This is a genomic window from Bradyrhizobium sp. 190, assembly GCF_023073415.1.
Lineage (GTDB): Bacteria > Pseudomonadota > Alphaproteobacteria > Rhizobiales > Xanthobacteraceae > Bradyrhizobium.
On sequence record NZ_JADPJL010000061.1, the window covers coordinates 79,275 to 99,616 of the forward strand.

Annotated in this window: 9 protein-coding genes and 5 pseudogenes; 6 read left to right on the top strand and 8 right to left on the bottom strand. The window is 56.7% G+C overall.

The window, feature by feature from the left end; genetic code table 11:
• Positions 1–157: 157 nt before the first annotated feature.
• Positions 158–1,186 (top strand): LLM class flavin-dependent oxidoreductase, encoded by a 1,029-nt coding sequence (locus IVB22_RS29185; protein WP_247520620.1) that lies wholly within the window; start codon positions 158–160, stop codon positions 1,184–1,186.
• 485 nt (positions 1,187–1,671) lie between these two features.
• Here IVB22_RS29185 and IVB22_RS29190 read toward each other — a convergent pair.
• The 3 genes and pseudogenes from IVB22_RS29190 to metC all read right to left on the bottom strand — a co-directional run.
• Positions 1,672–2,203, bottom strand: a pseudogene (locus IVB22_RS29190) (cation:dicarboxylate symporter family transporter); the annotation flags it as partial.
• A 177-nt stretch (positions 2,204–2,380) separates the two neighbouring features.
• Positions 2,381–2,752: pseudogene (locus tag IVB22_RS42110) on the bottom strand (pyridoxal phosphate-dependent aminotransferase); the annotation flags it as partial.
• A 325-nt stretch (positions 2,753–3,077) separates the two neighbouring features.
• Positions 3,078–4,307, bottom strand: coding sequence for a cystathionine beta-lyase (metC, locus tag IVB22_RS29195; RefSeq protein WP_247520621.1), 1,230 nt, complete (start codon positions 4,305–4,307; stop codon positions 3,078–3,080).
• A gap of 2,284 nt (positions 4,308–6,591) precedes the next feature.
• Between metC and IVB22_RS29200 the strand changes: the two genes are divergently transcribed.
• Positions 6,592–7,326 carry an outer membrane protein gene (locus IVB22_RS29200; RefSeq protein ID WP_247520622.1) on the top strand — a complete coding sequence of 245 codons (735 nt, stop codon included), beginning with the start codon at positions 6,592–6,594 and terminating at the stop codon, positions 7,324–7,326.
• A gap of 338 nt (positions 7,327–7,664) precedes the next feature.
• Here the strand turns inward: IVB22_RS29200 and IVB22_RS29205 are convergent, their stop codons facing one another.
• Both IVB22_RS29205 and IVB22_RS29210 read right to left on the bottom strand, forming a co-directional pair.
• The gene (locus IVB22_RS29205; protein ID WP_247520623.1) at positions 7,665–8,735 is read right to left on the bottom strand and encodes a cytochrome-c peroxidase; all 1,071 of its coding nucleotides are present in this window, start codon (positions 8,733–8,735) and stop codon (positions 7,665–7,667) included.
• A gap of 77 nt (positions 8,736–8,812) precedes the next feature.
• Positions 8,813–9,568 carry a LuxR family transcriptional regulator gene (locus IVB22_RS29210; RefSeq protein WP_247520624.1) on the bottom strand — a complete coding sequence of 252 codons (756 nt, stop codon included), beginning with the start codon at positions 9,566–9,568 and terminating at the stop codon, positions 8,813–8,815.
• A 1,828-nt stretch (positions 9,569–11,396) separates the two neighbouring features.
• Between IVB22_RS29210 and IVB22_RS29215 the strand changes: the two are divergent.
• From IVB22_RS29215 to IVB22_RS29225, 3 genes and pseudogenes are all read left to right on the top strand, one after another.
• Positions 11,397–12,063: pseudogene (locus tag IVB22_RS29215) on the top strand (isocitrate lyase/phosphoenolpyruvate mutase family protein); the annotation flags it as partial.
• Positions 12,064–12,388: 325 nt separating this feature from the next.
• Positions 12,389–13,189 (top strand): phosphocholine cytidylyltransferase family protein, encoded by an 801-nt coding sequence (locus IVB22_RS29220; protein WP_247520625.1) that lies wholly within the window; start codon positions 12,389–12,391, stop codon positions 13,187–13,189.
• Positions 13,190–13,386: 197 nt separating this feature from the next.
• A pseudogene (locus IVB22_RS29225) lies at positions 13,387–13,629 on the top strand (HAD hydrolase family protein); the annotation flags it as partial.
• Between the two features lie 2,373 nt (positions 13,630–16,002).
• On the opposite strand, the gene IVB22_RS29230 reads toward IVB22_RS29225, so the two are convergent.
• Together IVB22_RS29230 and IVB22_RS29235 are read right to left on the bottom strand one after the other, a co-directional pair.
• On the bottom strand, positions 16,003–16,395 hold the full coding sequence (locus IVB22_RS29230; RefSeq protein ID WP_247520626.1) for an avidin/streptavidin family protein: 393 nt from the start codon (positions 16,393–16,395) through the stop codon (positions 16,003–16,005).
• Positions 16,396–17,105: 710 nt separating this feature from the next.
• On the bottom strand, positions 17,106–17,834 hold the full coding sequence (locus IVB22_RS29235) for an autoinducer binding domain-containing protein (RefSeq protein WP_247520627.1): 729 nt from the start codon (positions 17,832–17,834) through the stop codon (positions 17,106–17,108).
• A 572-nt stretch (positions 17,835–18,406) separates the two neighbouring features.
• Here IVB22_RS29235 and IVB22_RS29240 point away from each other — a divergent pair.
• The gene (locus IVB22_RS29240; RefSeq protein WP_247520628.1) at positions 18,407–18,922 is read left to right on the top strand and encodes a MarR family winged helix-turn-helix transcriptional regulator; all 516 of its coding nucleotides are present in this window, start codon (positions 18,407–18,409) and stop codon (positions 18,920–18,922) included.
• A gap of 1,083 nt (positions 18,923–20,005) precedes the next feature.
• Here IVB22_RS29240 and IVB22_RS29245 read toward each other — a convergent pair.
• Positions 20,006–20,342 (bottom strand): annotated as a pseudogene (locus IVB22_RS29245) (hypothetical protein); the annotation flags it as partial.

Sequence of the window (20,342 nt, forward strand, 5' to 3'; positions counted from 1 at the left end):
TTAAAGCCGTCGAGGCGGAAGAACAATCGTGGGCGGCATGAACGTCGCAACGACCACAACACAGGAGACGGAAAGTGCCACCAAAGTAGGAGCCGTCCGTCTTTGACCGCTCGATGCCCGGAATTGAGCGGACCAACTTGCACTTGGAGATAATCGAATGAGAGACGTCTTCCCTCCAAAAATAACTTGCGGCATCTTCGATCACCTGGATGCGGACAGCCGTGATATCGCTCGACAATACGCAGATCGCCTCATACTAGCGGAGGCGTACGATCGCCTCGGTTTCTATGCGTATCATGTGGCAGAGCACCACTGTACGCCTCACGGGAGATGCCCGTCACCGAATCTGTTCTTATCGAGCGTCGCACAGCGGACAAGGCAACTTCGTGTGGGCCCATTGGTAATGCTGCTTAATCTTTATCATCCGCTACGCGCGTTCGAGGAGATCTGCATGCTCGACCAATTGAGCGGTGGCAGGCTCGAGCTGGGTATCGGGCGCGGCTCTCTACCGATCGAATGGGGCTACTTCGGGATCAGCGCGGACGCGGCGCCAGGACGTTATGAGGAAGCCAGCGAGATCCTTATTAAGGCGATGAAAGGCGGCACTCTATGCTATCAGGGCGACCATTTTGAGCTAAACGACGTTCCTTTGACGCTAGGACCTCATCAGCGCCCGTGGCCGCCGATATGGATTACCACCAATCGACCAGAGTCCGCAGGTTGGGCCGCCGCGAATGGTGCAAATCTCGCGTGCGTAGGCCCCTCCTCTAGTGTTCGCAAAATTACCGATACCTTCCGCGCTCACCTAGACCGCAACCGTGACGCTGATGATCATGCGCCGTTCGTCGGGTTGCTGCGTATGATCGTTATTGCGCGTTCTGAGAAAGATGCCCATTCGCTCGCGACCTCTGCTTACGAACGATGGCTCAAGAGCTTTAGATTCCTATACGAGCTCAATGCCATTCCGCTACCACCAAACCTCCCACTAACCTTCGATGCGGCACTCGCAAGTGAACTGTGTGTAGTCGGAACTCCAGCTTCTGTACGAAAGGCTCTGCTTTGCCAGCTGGAAGAGGCAGGTGCCAACTATCTCCTTTGTCAACTCGCATTTGGGAATCTGCCGTTGGATGCTTCCCTATTTGCCGCAACCACGATTCAATCCGAAATCATCCCTGGAATTGGCTGACCATGATTCGCTCCGACTGTGGAAATCCAAATTGTTGTCCAGCACTCCTTCACACCCGAATACAGTCGGCGTGGACTGACAGTAAGCTCCCAGGAGTTGCGTCGAAACACCTCGCGATGGCGTTCGAAACTGAACAAATGCTCGAACGATTCGTTTCAATATACCGAAGGACTCTGGGGTAAGACGCTGGAATGCCAATCCCAACACTGCTGATGATGAGGAGGACGATTAAAATGTCTGAGTAGCGAATGATTGCGGCATGCGGGTCGATACCGGGGCTCGATCATATGTTTCAGACGTTTCTGCATGTGATCGATACTGACAACACAACTTCTCCCCGCCTTCGGGAACGGTGCACACGGTGCTAGACGCGACTCTTCTTCTCGCAAAGGCACGACTTCTTGACCGCATCACGCAACGAGAGGCGCGACGCGATGAACGTTAGCGCGGCTCTTTCAGGTGCTGCGGCGCTCGGCACGGCCGGCGCCGCGTTCGCCCAGCGCCTCAGCGAGAAGCCGAACAGGATCGCAAAAAAGAGCATCTGCAGGATATCCCCGCCCGCCAGCGCGCCGATGACGCTTTCGGGAATGACGGTAAGGATGAATCGACGGTTCTTGAGGCCTGGTCCAGTTTCACACAGTTGGCAAGTTCCACGGCATCGGGCTTGGCGGCAAAGCCACGGCCGATCTGGAACAAACTGCCCACAACCAGGCCGAGCACCAGGGCAAAAGTGGAGACGTGTTCGAAATAGATAAGCGCTTTAACGCCAACCGGGCCGACTTTCTAATATGGGCAATCCCGGACACGACAGTGCAGAAGATGATCGGCGCCGTCAACATTGTGGTAAGCTTGATGAAGCCGTCGCCAAGAGCCTTGACCAAATCGTTGGTCGCAAGCGACGGCCACAGCCAGCCGAACGACGACGCCAATCAGGATCGCAATCAGCACCTGAACGTAAAGGATCTTGTACAAGGGTCGAGACGCCCGCGCGGACTTTGCAGTTGCGATTGTCGGCATGACGCTCTCTCCCACACTCACGCAGGTATCTGAGCCGCTCCGGCTGAAGTGGCGTCGTGTCCCGCCCCACCAAGGCCAATTGTATCAGCGGAGTCAGAACTGTTTGCAGTTCTCGGTCCCTGCCTATTCCGCAGGCATGACTGATTGGGACATTCGCACGGGCGGGACGCTCCCAGATCATGCTCCACTTAACCAGGACGAGATTCGGACAACCGCTTCGCGCATACCATCGGCGGAACGCGATAGGAGACGCGCATGAACTTCTGCCCTGCAAGGGATCGAAGTTAACGCCGGGCGTTGCAGGGACACATGGTCCTGGCAAAGGCGAAGTCGGAGGTGAAGTCGGAGACATCAGCATAGAGATAGAAGGCGCCGTTCGCGGGCCGGAATTGGTGAGGCTTGCCGCGGCAGTCTTTCGATCGGAATCTATCGGTTCTCAACATAGCCGCGCTTGACCACCTCTATCTGCAAAAGCGGCTACAGTCCCAATTGCGAAAGCGACTGCACGGAGATTGCGAGACTCTGCGGCACCCGCTCAATCGCGCGCAGCTGTCACTGTGGCACGAGAGCCGACGTGCCGGCCGGCGATGCAGGATTATTTCGACATCGAAAACCACGAGCGCAGCTCTAGTTCTTCGCCAGCAATGCTAGCCGTGTTCAGCCAAATGATGTCGCATTCACTGCGGGCCTTTCATGATAAGCCAAGAATACATAGAAGCATTTGCAAATCTTCCTGAAACCTTCCCTTGGAACGAATTCTCCATGGGGTCCCCGGCAGCTGATCCTGATAAACCTGTGATCGCTTAGACACGCGACAGTCCTTCAGAACCACCCTTGAGTTACAGAACGCTGCTGTCTTCAGCACGCCTTGAGATCAGCCAATCATCGCGCCCTCCTCCCGGCGAGCAACACGGCCAACCGTAACCTCTCCAGCCGCTTGCAGCGCCTGATGCGTATCCGCGATCAGGTCGCTCGCTCTCTCCATGCCCGCATGGATGCGAATCAACGGCCCCTCGAAGGCGAGCGGCGTTTCCGTTCGTTTCGGTGGGTCAACCAGGAGAACGAGGCTTTCAAACCCGCCCCAGGATGCACCGATGCCAAAAAGCCGCAGGCTATTGAAGAGAACCGAAAGTTGAGGCCGAGACATCGGTTTCAGGACGACTCCAAATAGTCCGCTTGCGCCCAAAAAGTCGCGTTTCCAGATTGCATAGCCGGGATCATTGGGAAGCGCTGGGTGCAAGACCTTGTCGACAGCCGGATGCGACTGCAGGCTTTCCGCCAGCTTGAGGCCATTGTCCCAATGCTGCTTCATGCGGACCGCTAGCGTACGAAGTCCCCGCAGGGCCAAATAGATATCGTCTGGCCCAGCTATCTCTCCGAAATGATGGGCGCTCGACTGCAACGTGGGCCAGGCGGCCTCATTCGCAGTCGCAATGCCAAGTAAGGCATCGGAATGACCAACGATATACTTGGTCGCGGCATGGATGGAGATGTCGACACCGTGGTCAAACGCCTTGAAAAAAAGAGGCGTCGCCCAAGAGTTATCCATGATCACGAGCGCATCAGATCGATGCGCGATCGCAGCGAGTGCGGGGACATCCTGAACCTCAAAGGTCATGGATCCGGGCGACTCCAGATAGACGGCCCGGGTGTTTGCTTTGATTTTTGTTGAGAGCTCCGAACCTTGCGTTGGACGGAAATACTGCACTTCAATGCGAAGCCTTGCGAGGACTTGGTCCGCGAAAACTCTCACAGGTTGATAAACGCTATCGCTGATTAACAGATGGTCGCCCGCCTTCAAAACCCCAAGAAGCGAGTGCGTGCAAGCAGATAATCCCGATGGGAATAGGATGGAACGGTGGCCGCCCTCCAATTCGCAAATGGCAGCCTCAAATGCGCGAGACAACGGCGATCCGAAGCGTCCGTAGCTGGGTATCGGATTGCGTCTCCGCGACTCCCATTCTTCCAGGGTCTCCGAAAGAATTGTAGAGCCGCGATAGATGGGCACATTGACCATCCCGGCGTGTTTACTGGGCTCTCGACCGACATGACAGAGTTGCGTCTCGGTATGTCGTGGATTGTTGCCGTCGTTCAGGTACTTCATAACTCTTCTATCGGGATGTCTTTGCCCTGCCAAACAACAGCAACGGTCGCGAGCTGCTCTGATTCAACCAAAGCGCTATTGTGACCTCAGGATACCGAGCGGCGTTCAGCGGCCTCTTTCATTTTGCGGTGCAGAAGCTAGAGCCACGTTTGATTACAGCACAATCTCTCGTTGCGTTAACCTCATCGACAGTAGTGTCTATTAATGGAGAAACCGCGAAGAGCGCGCTCCTTCCAGGACGTTTATAAGAATCGCTTGATGATCAACTAGTCGTGTTCGCATTTCATCGCCTCTTGTGACGCCTCGCCAAAGCCATTGCGCAGCCATTGGTGCAAGAGCCGGGCCAAATGCGAATGGCCGTGCGCGGGTCGGAAGGATCCCGATAACTCGCAAATCACATCGGCGTCCCTGTATGCTTCTGTCCAAAGCAAACGCGTCATGTTTCGAACCCGCCAAGCCGTTCGGGACCACGATAGTGAGCTAACGCAGGGAGTCCCAACGGTCGGCGGATCTCCACACCTGGGACGCTGACCGGGCAGCAAACAGCCGCAGAGAAGGCCTGCAGCCGCCCATGGGAACTCTTCGGCTATCCAGCGAAGACCTGACGGCTTTCCGATTTAATCGCCTTCCTTCCCAAGGCCGTTGTGGCTCGCTTCGCAGCACCACGCCACACGAATCTTCTCGGAAACATCGGTCGACACGATCCCGAGCCGCGCGTCAAAGTTCAGCCAGCTCTCTCCGGCAGGATCAAACGATCCATGCAGATCTCACTGCCCGCGCAAAGGTCGGCCACGACCGGAACACGATGACGCTCCGACTGCAGAAGACGCTCATCGGCCGCATTCGACGAGAACGTTCGGCGTATCGAAAGAGCATAGTACAGAGTATGCATGCTTACGCCTGCGCAGCCGGATCGTGCAAAGCGTTCGCATGCAGCGAAACGGGCTCGCGGCGTGGTTCTAAGTAAACGCCTGCGAGGGTCGAGCGGAATGAACACGTCATCATAGTGCGTTAGCATGACACGATAGCGGCCGCCTTGTTCGAGCGCGGCTTTCGAAGAGTGCGCACATACCCAGGTACGCTTCTTGAGCCGTCCGCTAGCGCCGATTGCGCCGGGATTGTGGCGGCCACATCCAGTGTCCAGCATGAGCAACGGAATGTTTTTTCGAGCGGCCACAGCACGCTTGGCAGGACGAGCATAGAAAGCCGGCACACAACTTGACAGAGCTCAAGCCGCCTCTTCGCCTCGCCTGCCAGGCTCCGTCCGGTGCCTTCAGAAATCAAGTTGGACATGGTGTTCAACGAAGGGAATGATCGGTAATCGCCTGAAGTGACTTTGAGGAATCGGCGCGAGCGTGCGGCTTGGCGCCAACTTTTGGAAGCACGACAGCGTGATCGATCGTGACAGGCTCAGATGAGCATCGATGCGACGCTGTTTTCGTTGGAGTGGAGACGAGCGACCATCTGAAAGCGAGCTCCCTACCGAATTAGAGAATGATAGCGGCATACACCTCGCGTCTAACTGATTGGACACCAACAGGCTGTTTTCGCAAAACAGAAGATATCGTCGCGCCGCTTCTCAGCTGCTCCCGTACTTGTCAGCAATTGAGAGTGGCCTCGATCTCCCGGTCCTTCGCTTCATTTTGATTGACGTTCAAGAGTCTTTGAACCGCATCGCGATCTTCCGGCCAGCTCGTCGCGACACGAGTTCCAACGTGAGCTTCGTTTTCGATGGACCGTTAGGTTCGTTATCGCTGGACCCAGAACGCTTCCAAAAGTCCTATCCGAGCACGCGATCTTCCGGTGACGACAGATAGTCAAAAAGGACCGTGCGAATAAGCCCTATGCTTCGGCCAGATTCGTCTTGCTCCGCCTTAGAGCGCCTTCTGCTCGCTTACATTCTGTGAAGAGTCGCGCGTGATTAAGTTGATGGTCGACGTTGCCGCTGTGACAAAGCCGAAGTCCAAGCTCCGCCTTTACTAGCCGCAGAATTGAACATGAGTCAGCTAAACTATTCGACGCCGTGCATCGCTGACCTCGCAACAATGCTCACCTTTTATCAGCGAGCTTCGATTCTAGCACTCTCAGCGCGCGCCCTCGGATCGGATATGCTATCGATGTTTGCTGCGTAAATTTGGTCACGACCTCCAAGTCCACAACCTCACGCAACGTGAGATTCAAGCCATTTCGTCGAAGTGAGTGTTGCGCTGTGGCTACAGCAATTCGCGATAACGTTGCTAAGACGCGGGTGGCCTGGGGGCTAATAAAACGGAATGAAACTGGAATGAAGAACTTGTTGCTTGTGACTGCAAGCATTGTCGCGTTTGGCGCGGCGGTGCCCGCATTCGGCGCGGATCTCGCTGCGCAGCCCGTCTACACCAAGGCGCCGCCGCCGCCGTCGGTAGCTGCTCCGATCTATGCCTGGAGCGGTTACTATCTCGGTATGAACGGCGGTTTGGGCACAGCCCATAACTCCTGGGACTTTGCGGGCGTCACGCCTGAGGGCTCCCATGACGCGATCGGCGGGACCATCGGTGGCCAGATCGGCTATCGCTGGCAGTCGGGGCCGGTGGTGTTCGGTGTCGAGGGCCAGGGCAACTGGGCCGACTTCAGCGGTTCCAATGTCAGCCTCGCCTTCCCAGCCAGTACCAACCGTACCAAGACCGATGCGTTCGGCTTGATCACTGGCCAGATCGGCTACGCCTTCAACAACGTACTGCTTTACGCCAAGGGCGGTGCCGCGGTGACCAGCAACACCTATCAAATCAACTCGGCCGGCGCGCTGCTGGCGAGCTCAGACAGCGCGCGTTGGGGCGGGACGGTCGGCGTTGGCGTGGAAGTCGGTTTCGCACCCAATTGGTCGCTCGGCGTCGAGTACGACCACCTCTTTAGGCAAGAAGGCACTGTGGCCTTCACTGGTGCGACTGGTTCACTAGGCAACGATCGCATCAGTCAGGATTTCGATATCCTGGCCGCGCGGATCAATTACAAGTTCGCCCCGATGATTCTCAACTACTGATCTCTTCGCGTTCAAACGGCGGATCGAGAGCCCTGGCCCATGGCCAGGGCTCTTTTTTGTTATTTATCGCCGTGCAATCTCGCTTTCTATTTCCTAGAGTGACGCCTCTAATTTATGCAATCCGCTCCCGCCGGCGAGCCGCAATCCCTTGACCATCTTCGGCGTGACTACTGCTCAACGCGACGGGCAAAAATGGGAACGGCGCGTTTGGGCGACGGCGCCGGTACAATGGTGATGGACGCAGCCGGTAAGAATACCAGCCCGGTTCAACCGCGTCTCCCATGCTTCCGCGACTTTCGGTTCAACACCGCGCAATCCCGCTACAATGAAAAACCGTACTATCTGCCTAAAGAGGGTGCCGGCGTCCCGGCGGAACGCGGGGGCAATATTGGATACTCGATCTTAGGCAGCTGCCCGGTCAGCGAATTCAGAAATGCCACAATATCGTTCTCTTCCTTGTCGCTAAGCTTGGTGCCGAGCTGGATTTTAGCCATCACGCCGACTGCTTGCTTAAGGCTCCAAACCTGACCCGAATGGAAGTATGGGGCTCGCAAAGCGACGTTGCGCAACGGCGCCGCTCGAAAAACGTATTCATCGCTGGCCGCCTTAGTGACCGCGAACCGGCCCTTGTCAGCAGTCGGAAGCAGGCTTGCGGCCGGCCTTTCGATCACGCCAAACGGGAAATAATCCTGTCCACCAACGTTGATGCCGTTGTGGCAAGAGGAGCATCCCTTTTCCATGAATAGCTTCAATCCTGCCTTCTGCTGATCATCGAGAGCGTTCGGATTGCCTTCGAGGTATTGATCGAAGGGGGCGGCCGGCGTAATCAGAGTCGCTTCAAAAGCCTCGATCGCCTTCGCGAAATTATCAAAGGTGACCGGCGGTTCCTCGCTCGGGAACGCCTTCTTGAACCTGACGACATAGTTGCTCATCGAATTGAGCGTATTGATCACGCGATCTGCGGTCGCATTCATTTCGACACTCGCCTGCACGGGTCCCTTGGCTTGCGCCTTGAGATCTACGGCGCGTCCATCCCAAAACTGCGCTACATTAAATACTGCGTTATAGACGGTTGGGGCCCGACGTGGCCCTTGCTGCCATCCGTGACCGACCGAGGTCGGACCGGCATCGACTCCGCCCGTCCCAAGGTTATGGCAGGAATTGCAGCTAATGATCTCACTGGCCGATATGCGTGGATCAAAGAATAGCATCTTGCCGAGTTCGATCTTCTCGCGGGTGACCGGGTTGTCCTTCACCACAGGCACCGCCGAGGGGATTGCCTTGAAAATCTGCCTGGCAGCTGTCATCACCTCATCATCGGCGCTAACTTGTGATGAGGCCAGGATCGCGACGGCCACAATCGATAAATTATTCACAAGGTGAAGCACCCATCTCGCTGATTTCTTCATAATAGGTCTCATCGGCGCGTTCTCATTGATGCTTTAAGGACACTGATCGAAGACATGACCCGCGGCAGGCGCCCGCATCAAGTTGGCAGCCCTGGAGCCGCCGAGAACTCAATGAGATTGAGTCGAACTGCCTTCACGATGGCCTGGGTCCGGCTCGTCGTATCGAGTTTTCGCATGGCGTTCTTAAAATGAAAATTGACCGTATTCTCGCTGATCTTCAGTATCATCCCGATTGCCCATGACGATTTCCCTTCTGCCGCCCACCGCAGGCAATCTTTTTCGCGATCCGACAGCGGAACTTTCCTGATGCAGCTGCTAGCCGAGGGCCGCGCGATTTCCGCAAATGCGAGGTGAAAGTGCCAGGCCAGTACATAGAGATGACTGATGCGATACTGAGGATCGGCATCGTCGACGGGGGATGCAAACGATGCCACAGAGATTTGGCCCGAGGGCCCAAATAACGGCACGCTCATGGCACACTTCAAACCCGCTTCTCTGGCCTCGTCCAGTACGCGCTGCTCGCCTGATTGCAGTTGATATTGCTTGGCGAGTTCGTCCCACAGAAACGGCCCCGAAATCATTGGTGTTCGCCGGACCACCGGGTCGATGACATGGTAGTTGCGCTCAAAATAACGGTGGCACCAGTCAGGCGGGAAGTTCACGGTCACTGCGGGCGGCAGATACTCCGGTAGACGAGGCGGCTCTGCGCAGGTGAGTGCTCCGTAAGCGACTTCACTGAAGCCCTCCTCGCTCGCACAGCTCACAAGAAGATCGAACAGCGCCTTGATGGATTGCGTCCGCTTCGCGCATTCGATGAAGCTGAAAAGGTCCATGTAGCGCCTCACGAGACCGGCAAAAACGGCCGGTGTTTGCGTTCAATTGAGCGTGTCTTACCCAGCACCTAGTCCCGTTTTGCTCACCTGAGCCTTGGGCTCCGCTCCTCATACAGCTGAACACTCGCGCGCTATGACAAACGCTATTCTCGAATTCGTGGACTTTCGTGCATGCGCCCAAAAAGAACAGGTGAACCCAAACTGCGGGTACGCCGATCAAGCCGGCAGATGCAGCGGCCACCTACACTCGAACAGCACACCATAAACGTCGCTCGGACAGCTCTCTTTTTTCTCGTTTGGGGCGCTCCCGAGGGCGCGGTACATGCCGCATTCCATGCAGCCGTCGAGGGTGCTTTGCATCTTGCACTTCGTAGCAGTGCGGGCTGGCTTTCACGAGAGAAACAGCTGCGGCGACAACGTTGTGCGCACGCGCGCTGATATGGAGACGACCGACTTCGACAAGATAGCGGTTGTCGAACAGTTCCTCCTCGAGGCACAATAAGGGATCGACGTTCCTGGTTCTGCCTTCGTAGCTGGTAACCACGATCAGACCTCAACGATGTAGTTGCCTGTTTACGTGCGAACTTTCCGAACGCCGGCGACTTGTCCGGATCGTGCGCGGTCGTACTGGGCGCGGGCGACTCTTCGTCGCGCCCCGGCCGCAGCACATTCATGCCGCGCTTGGCTACAGTTACTGCGGCGATATTGCCGGCCATCCCGGCGCCGACCAAGATGCCATCGAGCATTACATCGATCGTGACAACCTGTTCTGGTTTGCGATCCGGTTGCGCGAATGCAGCGGCCGGCGCGCACCAAACGCGGCTGTCAGCGGTGCGATTGGCGCCGACGGTCAGTGCCTTGCGTAAGGACTCAGCGGCATCTGGAGGCCCATGGCGAGGACGGTGAGCTCGCCAGCCAGCTCGTCGCTTAGTACCGGCACTGCTCGCAGCTTGGACGGGTCGTACATATTCGTGATGGTCCGCCTCCCCTTGGCGCACTTCGTTGTTGCCCACGGGACGCGCGCGGATCTGCACGAAGTCGAAAATCTGCTTGATGCAAAAGATACCCTGCATTCGGTACTCCACAAGTTCCGCGAACCTGGGATGAGAACAGCAAGGCTCGTACCAAGTTGCGGGAGCTCACGAAACTGAGGCATGGGATAGACGCTTGAGCGAATTGGCGATTGATGATGCGTTAGCGATCGAAGCAATCGCGACATACGTCGGAAACGCGACATCGTCGTTGCAGCAGCCGCGACATTAGTTGATATATCGGTCAAGAAGAGCGCGGTTTAAAGCGCGATGCGTTTTGCTCCCTCATTTGCGGCAAGAACCCGGCGTAACGAAGAGAACCGGCCGCAGCTCACGAGGACCGAATCCCTTCGATCCGCCCTACACAATGCTTCGCACCTGCAAGTCGAGATCTCGGATCGTCTCGACGCGACCAGAGCAAGAAGTGCTGAGTCGACGAGGTCTCCGGCTGTCGAACGGATGCGTTTTCTATTACTTTCCGCCCACCGACGATCGAACATCTTGTGATTGTCAGGGCTAAGCCCGGACTTCCGCGGCATCCCATAGCGAGGAGTAACAATTTGCGGAGCGGTCAACTACCAAAGCTAGTGATTGATCTAGAAAACAGACGCATGTCATCTACCCGTCGAGCTGCGGATTGGCCGAGCGGCTTGCCTCGCCTCGATCGCGACCTGCGCGGCGCACGCCCTGAATGGCCGGTCGGTCAAACGCGCCCGTTAGGAGTCGGCATGCAAGATCAATCACGATCTTTCTTCGCCAACGGCCCTGATCGATGTGCTGACCCCTCCCTTGCCGAAATGCTGCGCGCGGAGATCTGCTCCAACCGCGACATCTCCTTCCTCATGGAGGCTCATGATGCACTCTCCGGCGCCATTGCCAAGCGCGCAGGCTTCAAAGGTCTCTGGGCGTCGGGCCTGTCAGTTGCCTGCTCTCTCGGCTATCGCGATGCCAACGAAGCTTCATGGAGTCAAATCGTCGATGTGGTCGAGCGCATCGTCGACTCGACCGAACTGCCCGTGCTCGTTGACGGCGATGGCGGCTTTGGGAATTTCAATAATGCGCGCCTCCTGGCGCGCAAACTCCTACAGCGGGGCCGCTGCCGGAGTTGCGCTGGAGGACAGCTGTTTTCCAAAGATGAACTCGTTTGTTGGCGATCGGCATCCCCTAGCCGATATCGATGAATTCTCTGGCCGGCTACGAGCAGTTAAAGATACGGTCGCGGACGACTCGGTCCTCGTGGCTCGGATCGAAGCGCTGATCGCCGGCCATGGAATGGACGAAGCACTTTTACGTGCTAGCGCTTACGCCGCCGCGGGAGCCGACGCGATCCTCATTCACTCGCGTAAGAGCACCGCGGACGAGTTCCTCTCGTTCGCGAGTTCCTGGCAGAACCGCCGGCCCGTCGTAATCGTTCCTACGAAGTATTATCAAACACCGATTTCTACATATCGTGATGCTGGCATCCGCCTGAACTACGACAATAGGCTTTCATCCACGCAACAACGGATTCGTTCTCGACAGACACCTGTCATGCACCGTCTTCCATGCCGTCACGCTCAAGTGATATCTCACGGCGCATTTGTTTGGACGACACAAGAACAGCCACGAGTTGATTTCTCTTTCGGAGAACGAACGATGAGGACCATGATTTTTCTATTTTGACTCGTAGGGTTGCATTTCCAAGGACTTGGATTGGCATCACGCCGCTGTAGCAACCATAAGCGACGGCCTTAGGCTGCTCGTCGAGGTCCTCAACGCCTGGAAACAAATGCGCGATAAGGGGAATGAAATGGCTATCAATGCTCCCAAGAAAGCCGTCATTCTCGCGGCCGGCTTGGGCTCCCGCCTGCGTCCGCTGACCGATCTACGCCCGAAGCCGCTGGTCACGGTCAATGGAACTCCTATCATTCACAACGCTCTGCGCAATCTGGAGTCCGTCGGCGTTGAGGAGGTGACGATCGTCGTCGGTTACCGGAAGGACGCCATTCAATACGCCTGTGGCAGCCGCTTTGGCGAGCTTGAAATCAACTATGTCGAGTCGACGGTCTTCGACCGTACAGGCAGTGCCTATTCCCTATGGCTGGCGCGGGACGCCCTTCTTTCCGGGGACTGCTTTCTTCTCGAGGGCGACGTCTTTTTCGAGGAGGATGCGTTACGCTACCTTCTGTTCGGAGAGGCGACCGATGTGGCTGCAGTCGCCCCCTTCAATGCATTGATGGAGGGGTCGGCGGTTCTATTGTCGGATAGAGGCTTCATCTCCGGTTTCCGCATGAAGCACACCTCAGCAAAGCTTAACGCGGATGGTCCAAGGCTATTCAAGACGCTGAACCTGCTACGATTCTCGGCGACGACCCTCAGGACAATGATCGTTCCAGCTCTCGAAGATATCATCGGCTCCGGAGCTACGCAGGCCTACACCGAGGAGCTTTTCGCCTATTTGGTGGAAAAGCGTGGCCTACAGCTCGCCACGGCGCGTTGCGACGATCTCAGGTGGTACGAAATCGACAGCACCGAAGATCTGCAGATCGCGGAGCGCATTTTCGCAAGGGCGAAAGCCTTCGGCGTGCCGTATGAGCTGCGGAATAGGTGATGTTCCAATGCCAGCACATCGCCGGATGATTCCGAATGGCTCGATCGGCGTTTCGAAGACGGCGATCGCTTTAATGCCGCGAGCAATGTCGCGCCGTTTGAACCACTGGATCTGAGCGAACACGATCACGGTCTCGGCCGACGCGTTGTCGATGCCATTGTTGAAGACATCCTCCGTCAACTCAGAACGGTGCCTCCATGACCCGCATTGCGCTTGTTGTATCCGACGTCGACGGCACGTTGCTCACCCAGAGAAGATCTTGAGCAGGAGCGCCAGGGATGGTGCGCAAGTTGCATGCCGCGGGCATCGGCTTCACGATCGCTTCCAGCCGGCCGACGATCGGCATGGGCTTCCTGATCGAGCCTTTGGGAATCACGCTGCCGGTCGGCACTTTCAACGGAAGCTGCATTGTCGATCCGCGGCTGAAAACTGTCCGTAAAGTTTGAAAGACGTGTTGGTGCCCGGAATTCGCATGCTCCCGGGGAAACTCCCTTGCAGTGGATCTGCTCCGTCTGCGCTGCTTGCGCCTTCGCACGAGCAGTTTCAGCCTGCTGTCGCGCTCCTCCGCGCGTGCCCTCGCCTCCTCTGCTTCCGTTTGCGCCAATCTCGCTCCCTTTGCCGCTGCACGATCGGCGCGCGATCCCGTCTGTTCGGCGGCCTCAAGTGAATGAACGCGAGCCTGCAGACGTCTCAGCTCTTGCCTTAGATCGTCTAATGACTCGGCATGGGCCATGGAAGGTGAATACGCGATTGCACAACCAACCAAGGCCCCAGTCGCGATCCATCGCGATGCTATCGACCTGGCGGGACGGCCATGGCCAACTAAAATTAGACTCATCTCGGCTAGATATCCGTCCAACAATTCTTTTTTGCACTGAAGCCCTCACATAAGTACGCAAATATAGACCCCTATGTTTTTCACATAGGACGAACGAGCGACGTCTTGGATATCTGTGCTAGGCCCTACCGCGTCGTGACCAGCTACTGCGAGAGAGACGTGTTGGCCTCAAGCAAATTCCGGGATCGGCCTGACAGATGGCGCCTGTTGCTGGCTCGCGCGCAAAGAAACGCACGTGTTCAGGCCTGATGCTGACGTGAGACGTCTGACCGTCAACGAGGCAAGCGCGTGAAATAACCGTCCGCCTTCTGTACGGTCGGCTCGCCCGAGGATCGATCAGCGTGCTCGCAGTTCGTGGCCAACATCAAATCCGAAGTCTTGGCTGAAGAGCTGATCGCGCTACCAATCGCGAGTCAGTCGCCCCACCGGGCTGGAACGAGTCCTAATTAGCTCTAGCAAGAGTTCTACGGGGCGCCTCGCAAATACGGGGCGACGCCGGATCGCTGCGCGATGCAGGGGCGGAGAGTCTTGAATTCGGCACAGATCGGCGACGAAATGCAACCTTTGCTCCCTCAGAAATCTCGATGATCTGTTCTTTCAGAAGCGATTGCGCTTTACGCTTTTGTCCTCGTCTTGCACGCAGAGCGAACTTCAACCTGAATTAAGTCCGTGGGACAGGTCAGTAGAGATCGCGCATACCAGCCTCGACGTGCTGCACGCCTTGCCGACAGTGAGATCGAAGCGCTGAAGAGCGAGCCATGCTTCCGGCGCCGTCACCGAAGCCCCATCTTGAGGTGCAAGGGCGCTTGTCGCTGCTGGGCGAGACGTTTTTGAAAACGCTGAAGCCGCCCTAGTGATACAGCTTTTCGAGGAACCGTGACCTTTGCTTTGCCGCTTCGTGATCGCCGCGACGACCTACGCTGGCAATCGGCCAGCACCGGCACGCCCAATGAAGTGGCAATCAACGCGGCCGTCCACCGGACAAGGCGCCGAAGGACCTGTTGCTAAAGAAGCGATGACGCCCGCGGCCAAGTGGAAAGCCGTCATGCATTTCATGGATAGTCACGGGACGAGCGAGGCTGCGTGTATAAAGTCATCGGCCATTGTCGCGTGACCATTAGATACGAGACGACCTGGGCGGAGCCTCCCTGTGTTAACGCATGAGGCGATCGCCCAGGAGTGCGGTCACTTCGCCTATCGGCGCCTGCATGTTCTGCTCAAGCGGGGGACTATTTGATCAACCACAAGAAACTCTTCCGGCTCTACCGGGAAGAGAGGTTCGCAGTTCGTCGCCGGGCAGCCGCGGCAAACGGCGATCGCGACCTCAGGTGACGATACCGACAGCGCCGAATGGCCGCTCAATCGACTTCGGATCGAATTAGCTCACAGATAGCCGCAGCTTCCACATCCTAATCGTGGTCGATGATTGCGCCGCCCCCATATACAGCCTGATCGTCAGCCAAGATAAAGGCATTTGGATCCGCAGGCCTGACTGGCCGATGTCCTCACCCGGATCGCGTCCTATCCGGCTCATCGGCTAGAGGAGCTGCTGCTATTGGATGGATGCCGCCAACCTTAGCGATCTCCGCTCGAGCTGCGTTACCATCACGTCAACTAGGTTCATCCCGTCACCATCATCAATCGCGCCGCCCAACTTGGCGAAGACTCGCTGCGGGAGGTCGCCAAGAATGAATCGCTCGAGGACGACGCCATCTCGGTCCATGGTGTCGGAGAAACCGGCGTCAAGGCATTCACCGACTTTGGATTCGAAAATCTGATTATCACGTTCTACAAGGATAACCCCAGTGCTTGAGGCGCTGACTGCTCCGCCTGCGGCCAACGCCGGACGGATATACGAGACCTAGCCATGGAAGATGACCAGGGATGGGAAACGGTCGGCGTCGAGGACCTGAGGCCCGGCGGTGATCCAGGTCTCAGTTGCGCGGCAGAAGCAAGAAAAACGAACCTCAGTTAGCTACCACACCCGTGTGAAGGTATCGGCCCCCCTCAGTTTTTGCGGTCGGCCATTTCCGTCGACATAAAACAATGTCCAGGATGTTGGCATTTGAGAACCATTGGTCCTTCCGACCCAGCGCGTGAAGGAATTGCATTGGGCAAATGTTACAACGAAATACAGACCGGTCGGTTTAACGGCGCCGGATGCAGGATATGGAATGCCCTGACATTGGAAGCCCTGAGCATGATTTGTAAAAGTGCCTTGTATGCTCCCGTTGTTGGAGGACCATACAAACAATTCCGAGCCACGCACATTCTTCCAATACGACGGAGCCGGAAGTCCCTGGGCCAAGACCTCACCGGAGAGCAACAAGAACTGAGCGGTCAGGAAAAGTCCTAGAAGTTTATTCATGATGAGAACCCCAATAATAAGCTCGCTTAAAGGTAGTAGCCTATATTACATTCTCGGTCTCTACAATGACTTATGCAATACAAATTGAAAACGTACTGCAGCGGCGAGCATATAGCAGAACTTGAAGGAGAACCGAGCACGCTAGACCTATTTCGTTCTGACGAATAGGCTATGCGAGGAGTACATCGCAGCCGAGCCGAACAATCACCGCTACCGCCGGTTCTACGAACTATACCGCATTTGAGGCGCCTGCCGGTGACGATGCGCCAGTCCCACGCGGGCCAGCGACAAGCTGTTCGTGGGTTATGCGGGCGACGGCATTCCGGTGGTCCTCGATCGGCTCACGGGGAAACGGAGCACAGCCCAGACCTTCGTGGCGTGCTTGGCGCCCTCCTCCATCTCTGCGCGAACCGCAACACTGACTCCTTCACGAAACCTAACAGTCGAGGCACAGCGCCGCAATCGAGTCATCGCCGCGAGCAAGTCCATATGAGAGCCAAATTGAAGGGCGTGAAGTCCGAGGGCATGCATGCCAACGTCCTCAAATTATCAGGAGGTCAGACAACTCTCAAATCGCCTGTTTAGATTTTACAGGTGGTCTGGTGCAGCTTGATTACGCTGGACCTTTTTGGACAGAGTACAATAAGTAATCACTGACGTGACAAGCGCCAGGTCTCTTCCGCAACTCGCGTGATGGAGGGTGTGGGTGATTAGGACAACAAACCGCGTCGCAAGGCCTCAGCGACGCATTGGGCAATAGATACTGCGCCGAGCTTGCGGCGAGCATTCTCAAGATGAAAAATTACAGTACGCGGTGCAATCTGGACCAGCACCGCGATATCCGCGACAGTTTTTCCGCGCGCGGTCCATGCAAGGCATTGGCGCTCGCGCTGAGTGAGTTCACTTGCGGCTAATTTACCGGCAGAGGGCACGTCAAGTCTGGCGGCGACATGACAATGAAAGTGCAACCCGACGAGGTGTACCAGATCCTTCCCGTCGGCCACGAGCCGCTCGGGGTGAAGATCGCGGTCGCCCGTCGCCAGCGTAAATGCAGCCATCCGTCCAAATCCACCCCTGATTGGCACAGTGATACCTGATCTAATCCCGAAGGTCGTCGCTTCATCGAAGAACCGGCGCTGCTCGCGATTTCCGGCCAGGGCCGACGCCTCGCCTCCCCAGCTGAATAGCGCGTGCTCGGCACGCGCGCGGCGCACCACAGGATCGAGCTGCTGATATCTAAGTTGGAAGTACCGACTGGTCCAGGATTTGGGATAGGACGAGATCAACATCGGCGTCTCGCCGGTCAGGCTCAGATAGGCAAATTGCTGGAAGCCGAGCCTCTGTGTTAGCCGCGTTGCGACACGCTCGAATTCATCCGCGTTGGTTGCGGTTTGGATGGCATCAATAAATTCCTGGAAGATGCTTTCGACCGGGCTCATTCCGGCTCTACCATTTGAACATAATCGACGTGCTTCCTAATGACATCACCCTCGCCTTGGCAAGAAGCTGCTCGGCCTACCAGGTCGCGCGAGCTCCCGCCAGAACAGCCACGCCATGAGGCCGCGCAGCCGCAGCGCAGAAAGACCCAGCCCGTCCGCCATCGTACTTTGGTGGAAATGCCACACCCCAGTATCGTTCCACGCCAGTATCGTTGGGAAGCAGTAGGCCGGTAACGCCGGTAACAGACATCAATCAATGTGATGGACCGTCCTGATTTGGCGATAGATTTGTTCGAAAGGCTCTGCGTGTCGTTGAATGCCACCTGGTGGCCTTACCTGATCAAGGCGCGAATGTTAGCGCCCCGATTCAATATCGGCCGAACCTGAAGTGAAAAAGAGTAGGTACGTTCGCAACGTGCAGAATGCGTCTTTATTTCATCGCTGTATTCGCGACGCTTCACTTTTGTCCGCATCGTACTAACGATTTTGATCTGTCTGCTCCGGAGGCATTGTCCCTTTTTTTGATTTGCTCTAAAGGAAACCCTAGCCAACGATGGAAACCCTGAGATACAATGCCGACGGATTTGCCCAGCCCAGCAAGAGCCCTCGGCAGTAGCTCTGCTGAGGGGCAGGAGGTGGTCCGGCGGTTCATGTGGGAGATCAGATCCATCAATGTGTATCTGGAGGAACTGCGCCAATTCCGGGCGAATGTACTTGGCATCACTGGGCCACAGTGGATGATCTTGATGGCCTTGGCAGACTTGGACAGAGAAGACGGTGTTCCTGTCAATGCGGTGTCAAAATTGATGCACGTCGACGCTTCATTCGTAACGACCCAATCGAAGCTCCTCGAGAAAAAAGGGCTCCTGCGGCGCAAGCCCTCCACGAGCGATGCCCGGGTCGTACAGCTGTCGCTGACGGACAAGACTTACAAGCATCTCGCGAGCCTTGCTGCACAACAGGAAGCACTCGATCAATTTGTTTTTGGTGAGTTCAGTATTCGCGAATTGACCGAGTTCGCTAACAGTCTCACTGCACTCAGGTATCGCCTAGAGAAAGCTCGCTTGAAAGTCGCTCTGGATTTCTGACGACCAGAACGCACAATCCTCAGAAACGGCGCACTATCTACGTGAGGTTAACTCCGGATCGAGATAAGATACAGAGCATTCAAAGGATGCACGTGTTCTCCCAGGAACCTCAGTGTGGGCCTCCGCTGCTGGCGGCTAGTGGTTTTACGGGCACTGCCGTGCGGGTTCCGAGAAAGACTTAATGGGTTGCCTCGATCTGCCGGCTCCCTGCAAAAAAGTCTCTTTCGGAGCCCCGACAATCGTGCCGATCGTCTCTCTTGTGGCTCGCTTCTGCGTCGCTTCGAGACGAGAACAAGCCGAGTGTCGATAGAGAAGCCTTAAACAAGCCGAACGCTGGCCCGTCTCTTAAATCCAGAGCGGAGGGCCCGCTGACGAGCAGACTTTTCTCGAAGCGTCACGTACTCTAAAGTTGGGGCGGAGGCGAGCGCTGCGCGCGAGCCTCTTGATCAGGTTGGATCGGTCGAGACGAAAGTCGGGAACGATACGGCACGCTAAGCAGCAACACAAAAAGCGCCCTGTTGGCTTCATAGCTGGCAGCGGATCGGCTGCTTCTTGACCCCGTCATTGCCGGCGTGCCTTCGTCGGTGCAGACCGACCATGACCATCTTCGCCTGCGCTGCTTTAAGAAAACCTCGAATACTGGAAATCGATCAGACATGGCATCACCCCCTGAAGCCAAACAGAGCTGGTCCCGGTTGTCTGAACAGATTCTCCGCGTCGATAAGTGGATCCTCTGCCGGGATTAGGCCGCCACGCGGAGCGGCGGAAGGTTGAAGTAGGCTTGATCCGGGGTCATGTCGTCAAGGTGTAGCGCGACAAACTGGATAAGAGGCCGTATTGCCGCATCTAGCGATGTTCCCGAGAGACCTCTTGTTGCCTCATCTATTTTGCTCCCTAGCGAGGGGAGCGAAGAGGCCAGTCTCACAACTGGTCGTCATTACGAGCGCGCCGATGTCGCGCTCGGTCCTCGACCGAGCGCTTGCCAAGCCAACAGACCGGTGATCGGGCGTGGTCAAGGCCGCCAGCCGCCGAAGGCGGTGGCGCATCGCGCCAGCCTTGAGCACGGTCGATCACCGGTCTACCTTAGACTACCGACGCTCCGTCGAGCAGCGGGGGACTTTCCGGTGATGTGACAATCACATCGCTTTGTGCCGCGTTTTCCCCGGAGCCAAACACCAGTGCGCTTGCTTGCTCGCTGCGCCACAATTTGAGACGACGTTGAAGGGTTCGGAGTACTTTGCGCGGGTAGACCCCGGGGTTTTCTGCCTGAAGCTTGGACAGGAGTTTGCTGCTGGTCCGCCATGGCTCGGCCTCGAACCATTCGCGCAGCTGTGGCGTGGCTTTGACCAGCGGATCGGGGCGTCGTCGCTCTCGCTTCAGCTTCGCAATTGGCCTGTCGGTCGGGCGTCCCGCTCCTTCT

Coding starts and splice junctions, on each gene's coding strand:
- metC (WP_247520621.1), bottom strand. CDS start 4,307: ATGAAGTACCTGAACGACGGCAACAATCCACGACATACCGAGACGCAA.
- IVB22_RS29205 (WP_247520623.1), bottom strand. CDS start 8,735: ATGAAGAAATCAGCGAGATGGGTGCTTCACCTTGTGAATAATTTATCG.
- IVB22_RS29235 (WP_247520627.1), bottom strand. CDS start 17,834: ATGAGCCCGGTCGAAAGCATCTTCCAGGAATTTATTGATGCCATCCAA.
- IVB22_RS29230 (WP_247520626.1), bottom strand. CDS start 16,395: ATGAATAAACTTCTAGGACTTTTCCTGACCGCTCAGTTCTTGTTGCTC.
- IVB22_RS29185 (WP_247520620.1), top strand. CDS start 158: ATGAGAGACGTCTTCCCTCCAAAAATAACTTGCGGCATCTTCGATCAC.
- IVB22_RS29240 (WP_247520628.1), top strand. CDS start 18,407: ATGCCGACGGATTTGCCCAGCCCAGCAAGAGCCCTCGGCAGTAGCTCT.
- IVB22_RS29200 (WP_247520622.1), top strand. CDS start 6,592: ATGAAGAACTTGTTGCTTGTGACTGCAAGCATTGTCGCGTTTGGCGCG.
- IVB22_RS29220 (WP_247520625.1), top strand. CDS start 12,389: ATGGCTATCAATGCTCCCAAGAAAGCCGTCATTCTCGCGGCCGGCTTG.
- IVB22_RS29210 (WP_247520624.1), bottom strand. CDS start 9,568: ATGGACCTTTTCAGCTTCATCGAATGCGCGAAGCGGACGCAATCCATC.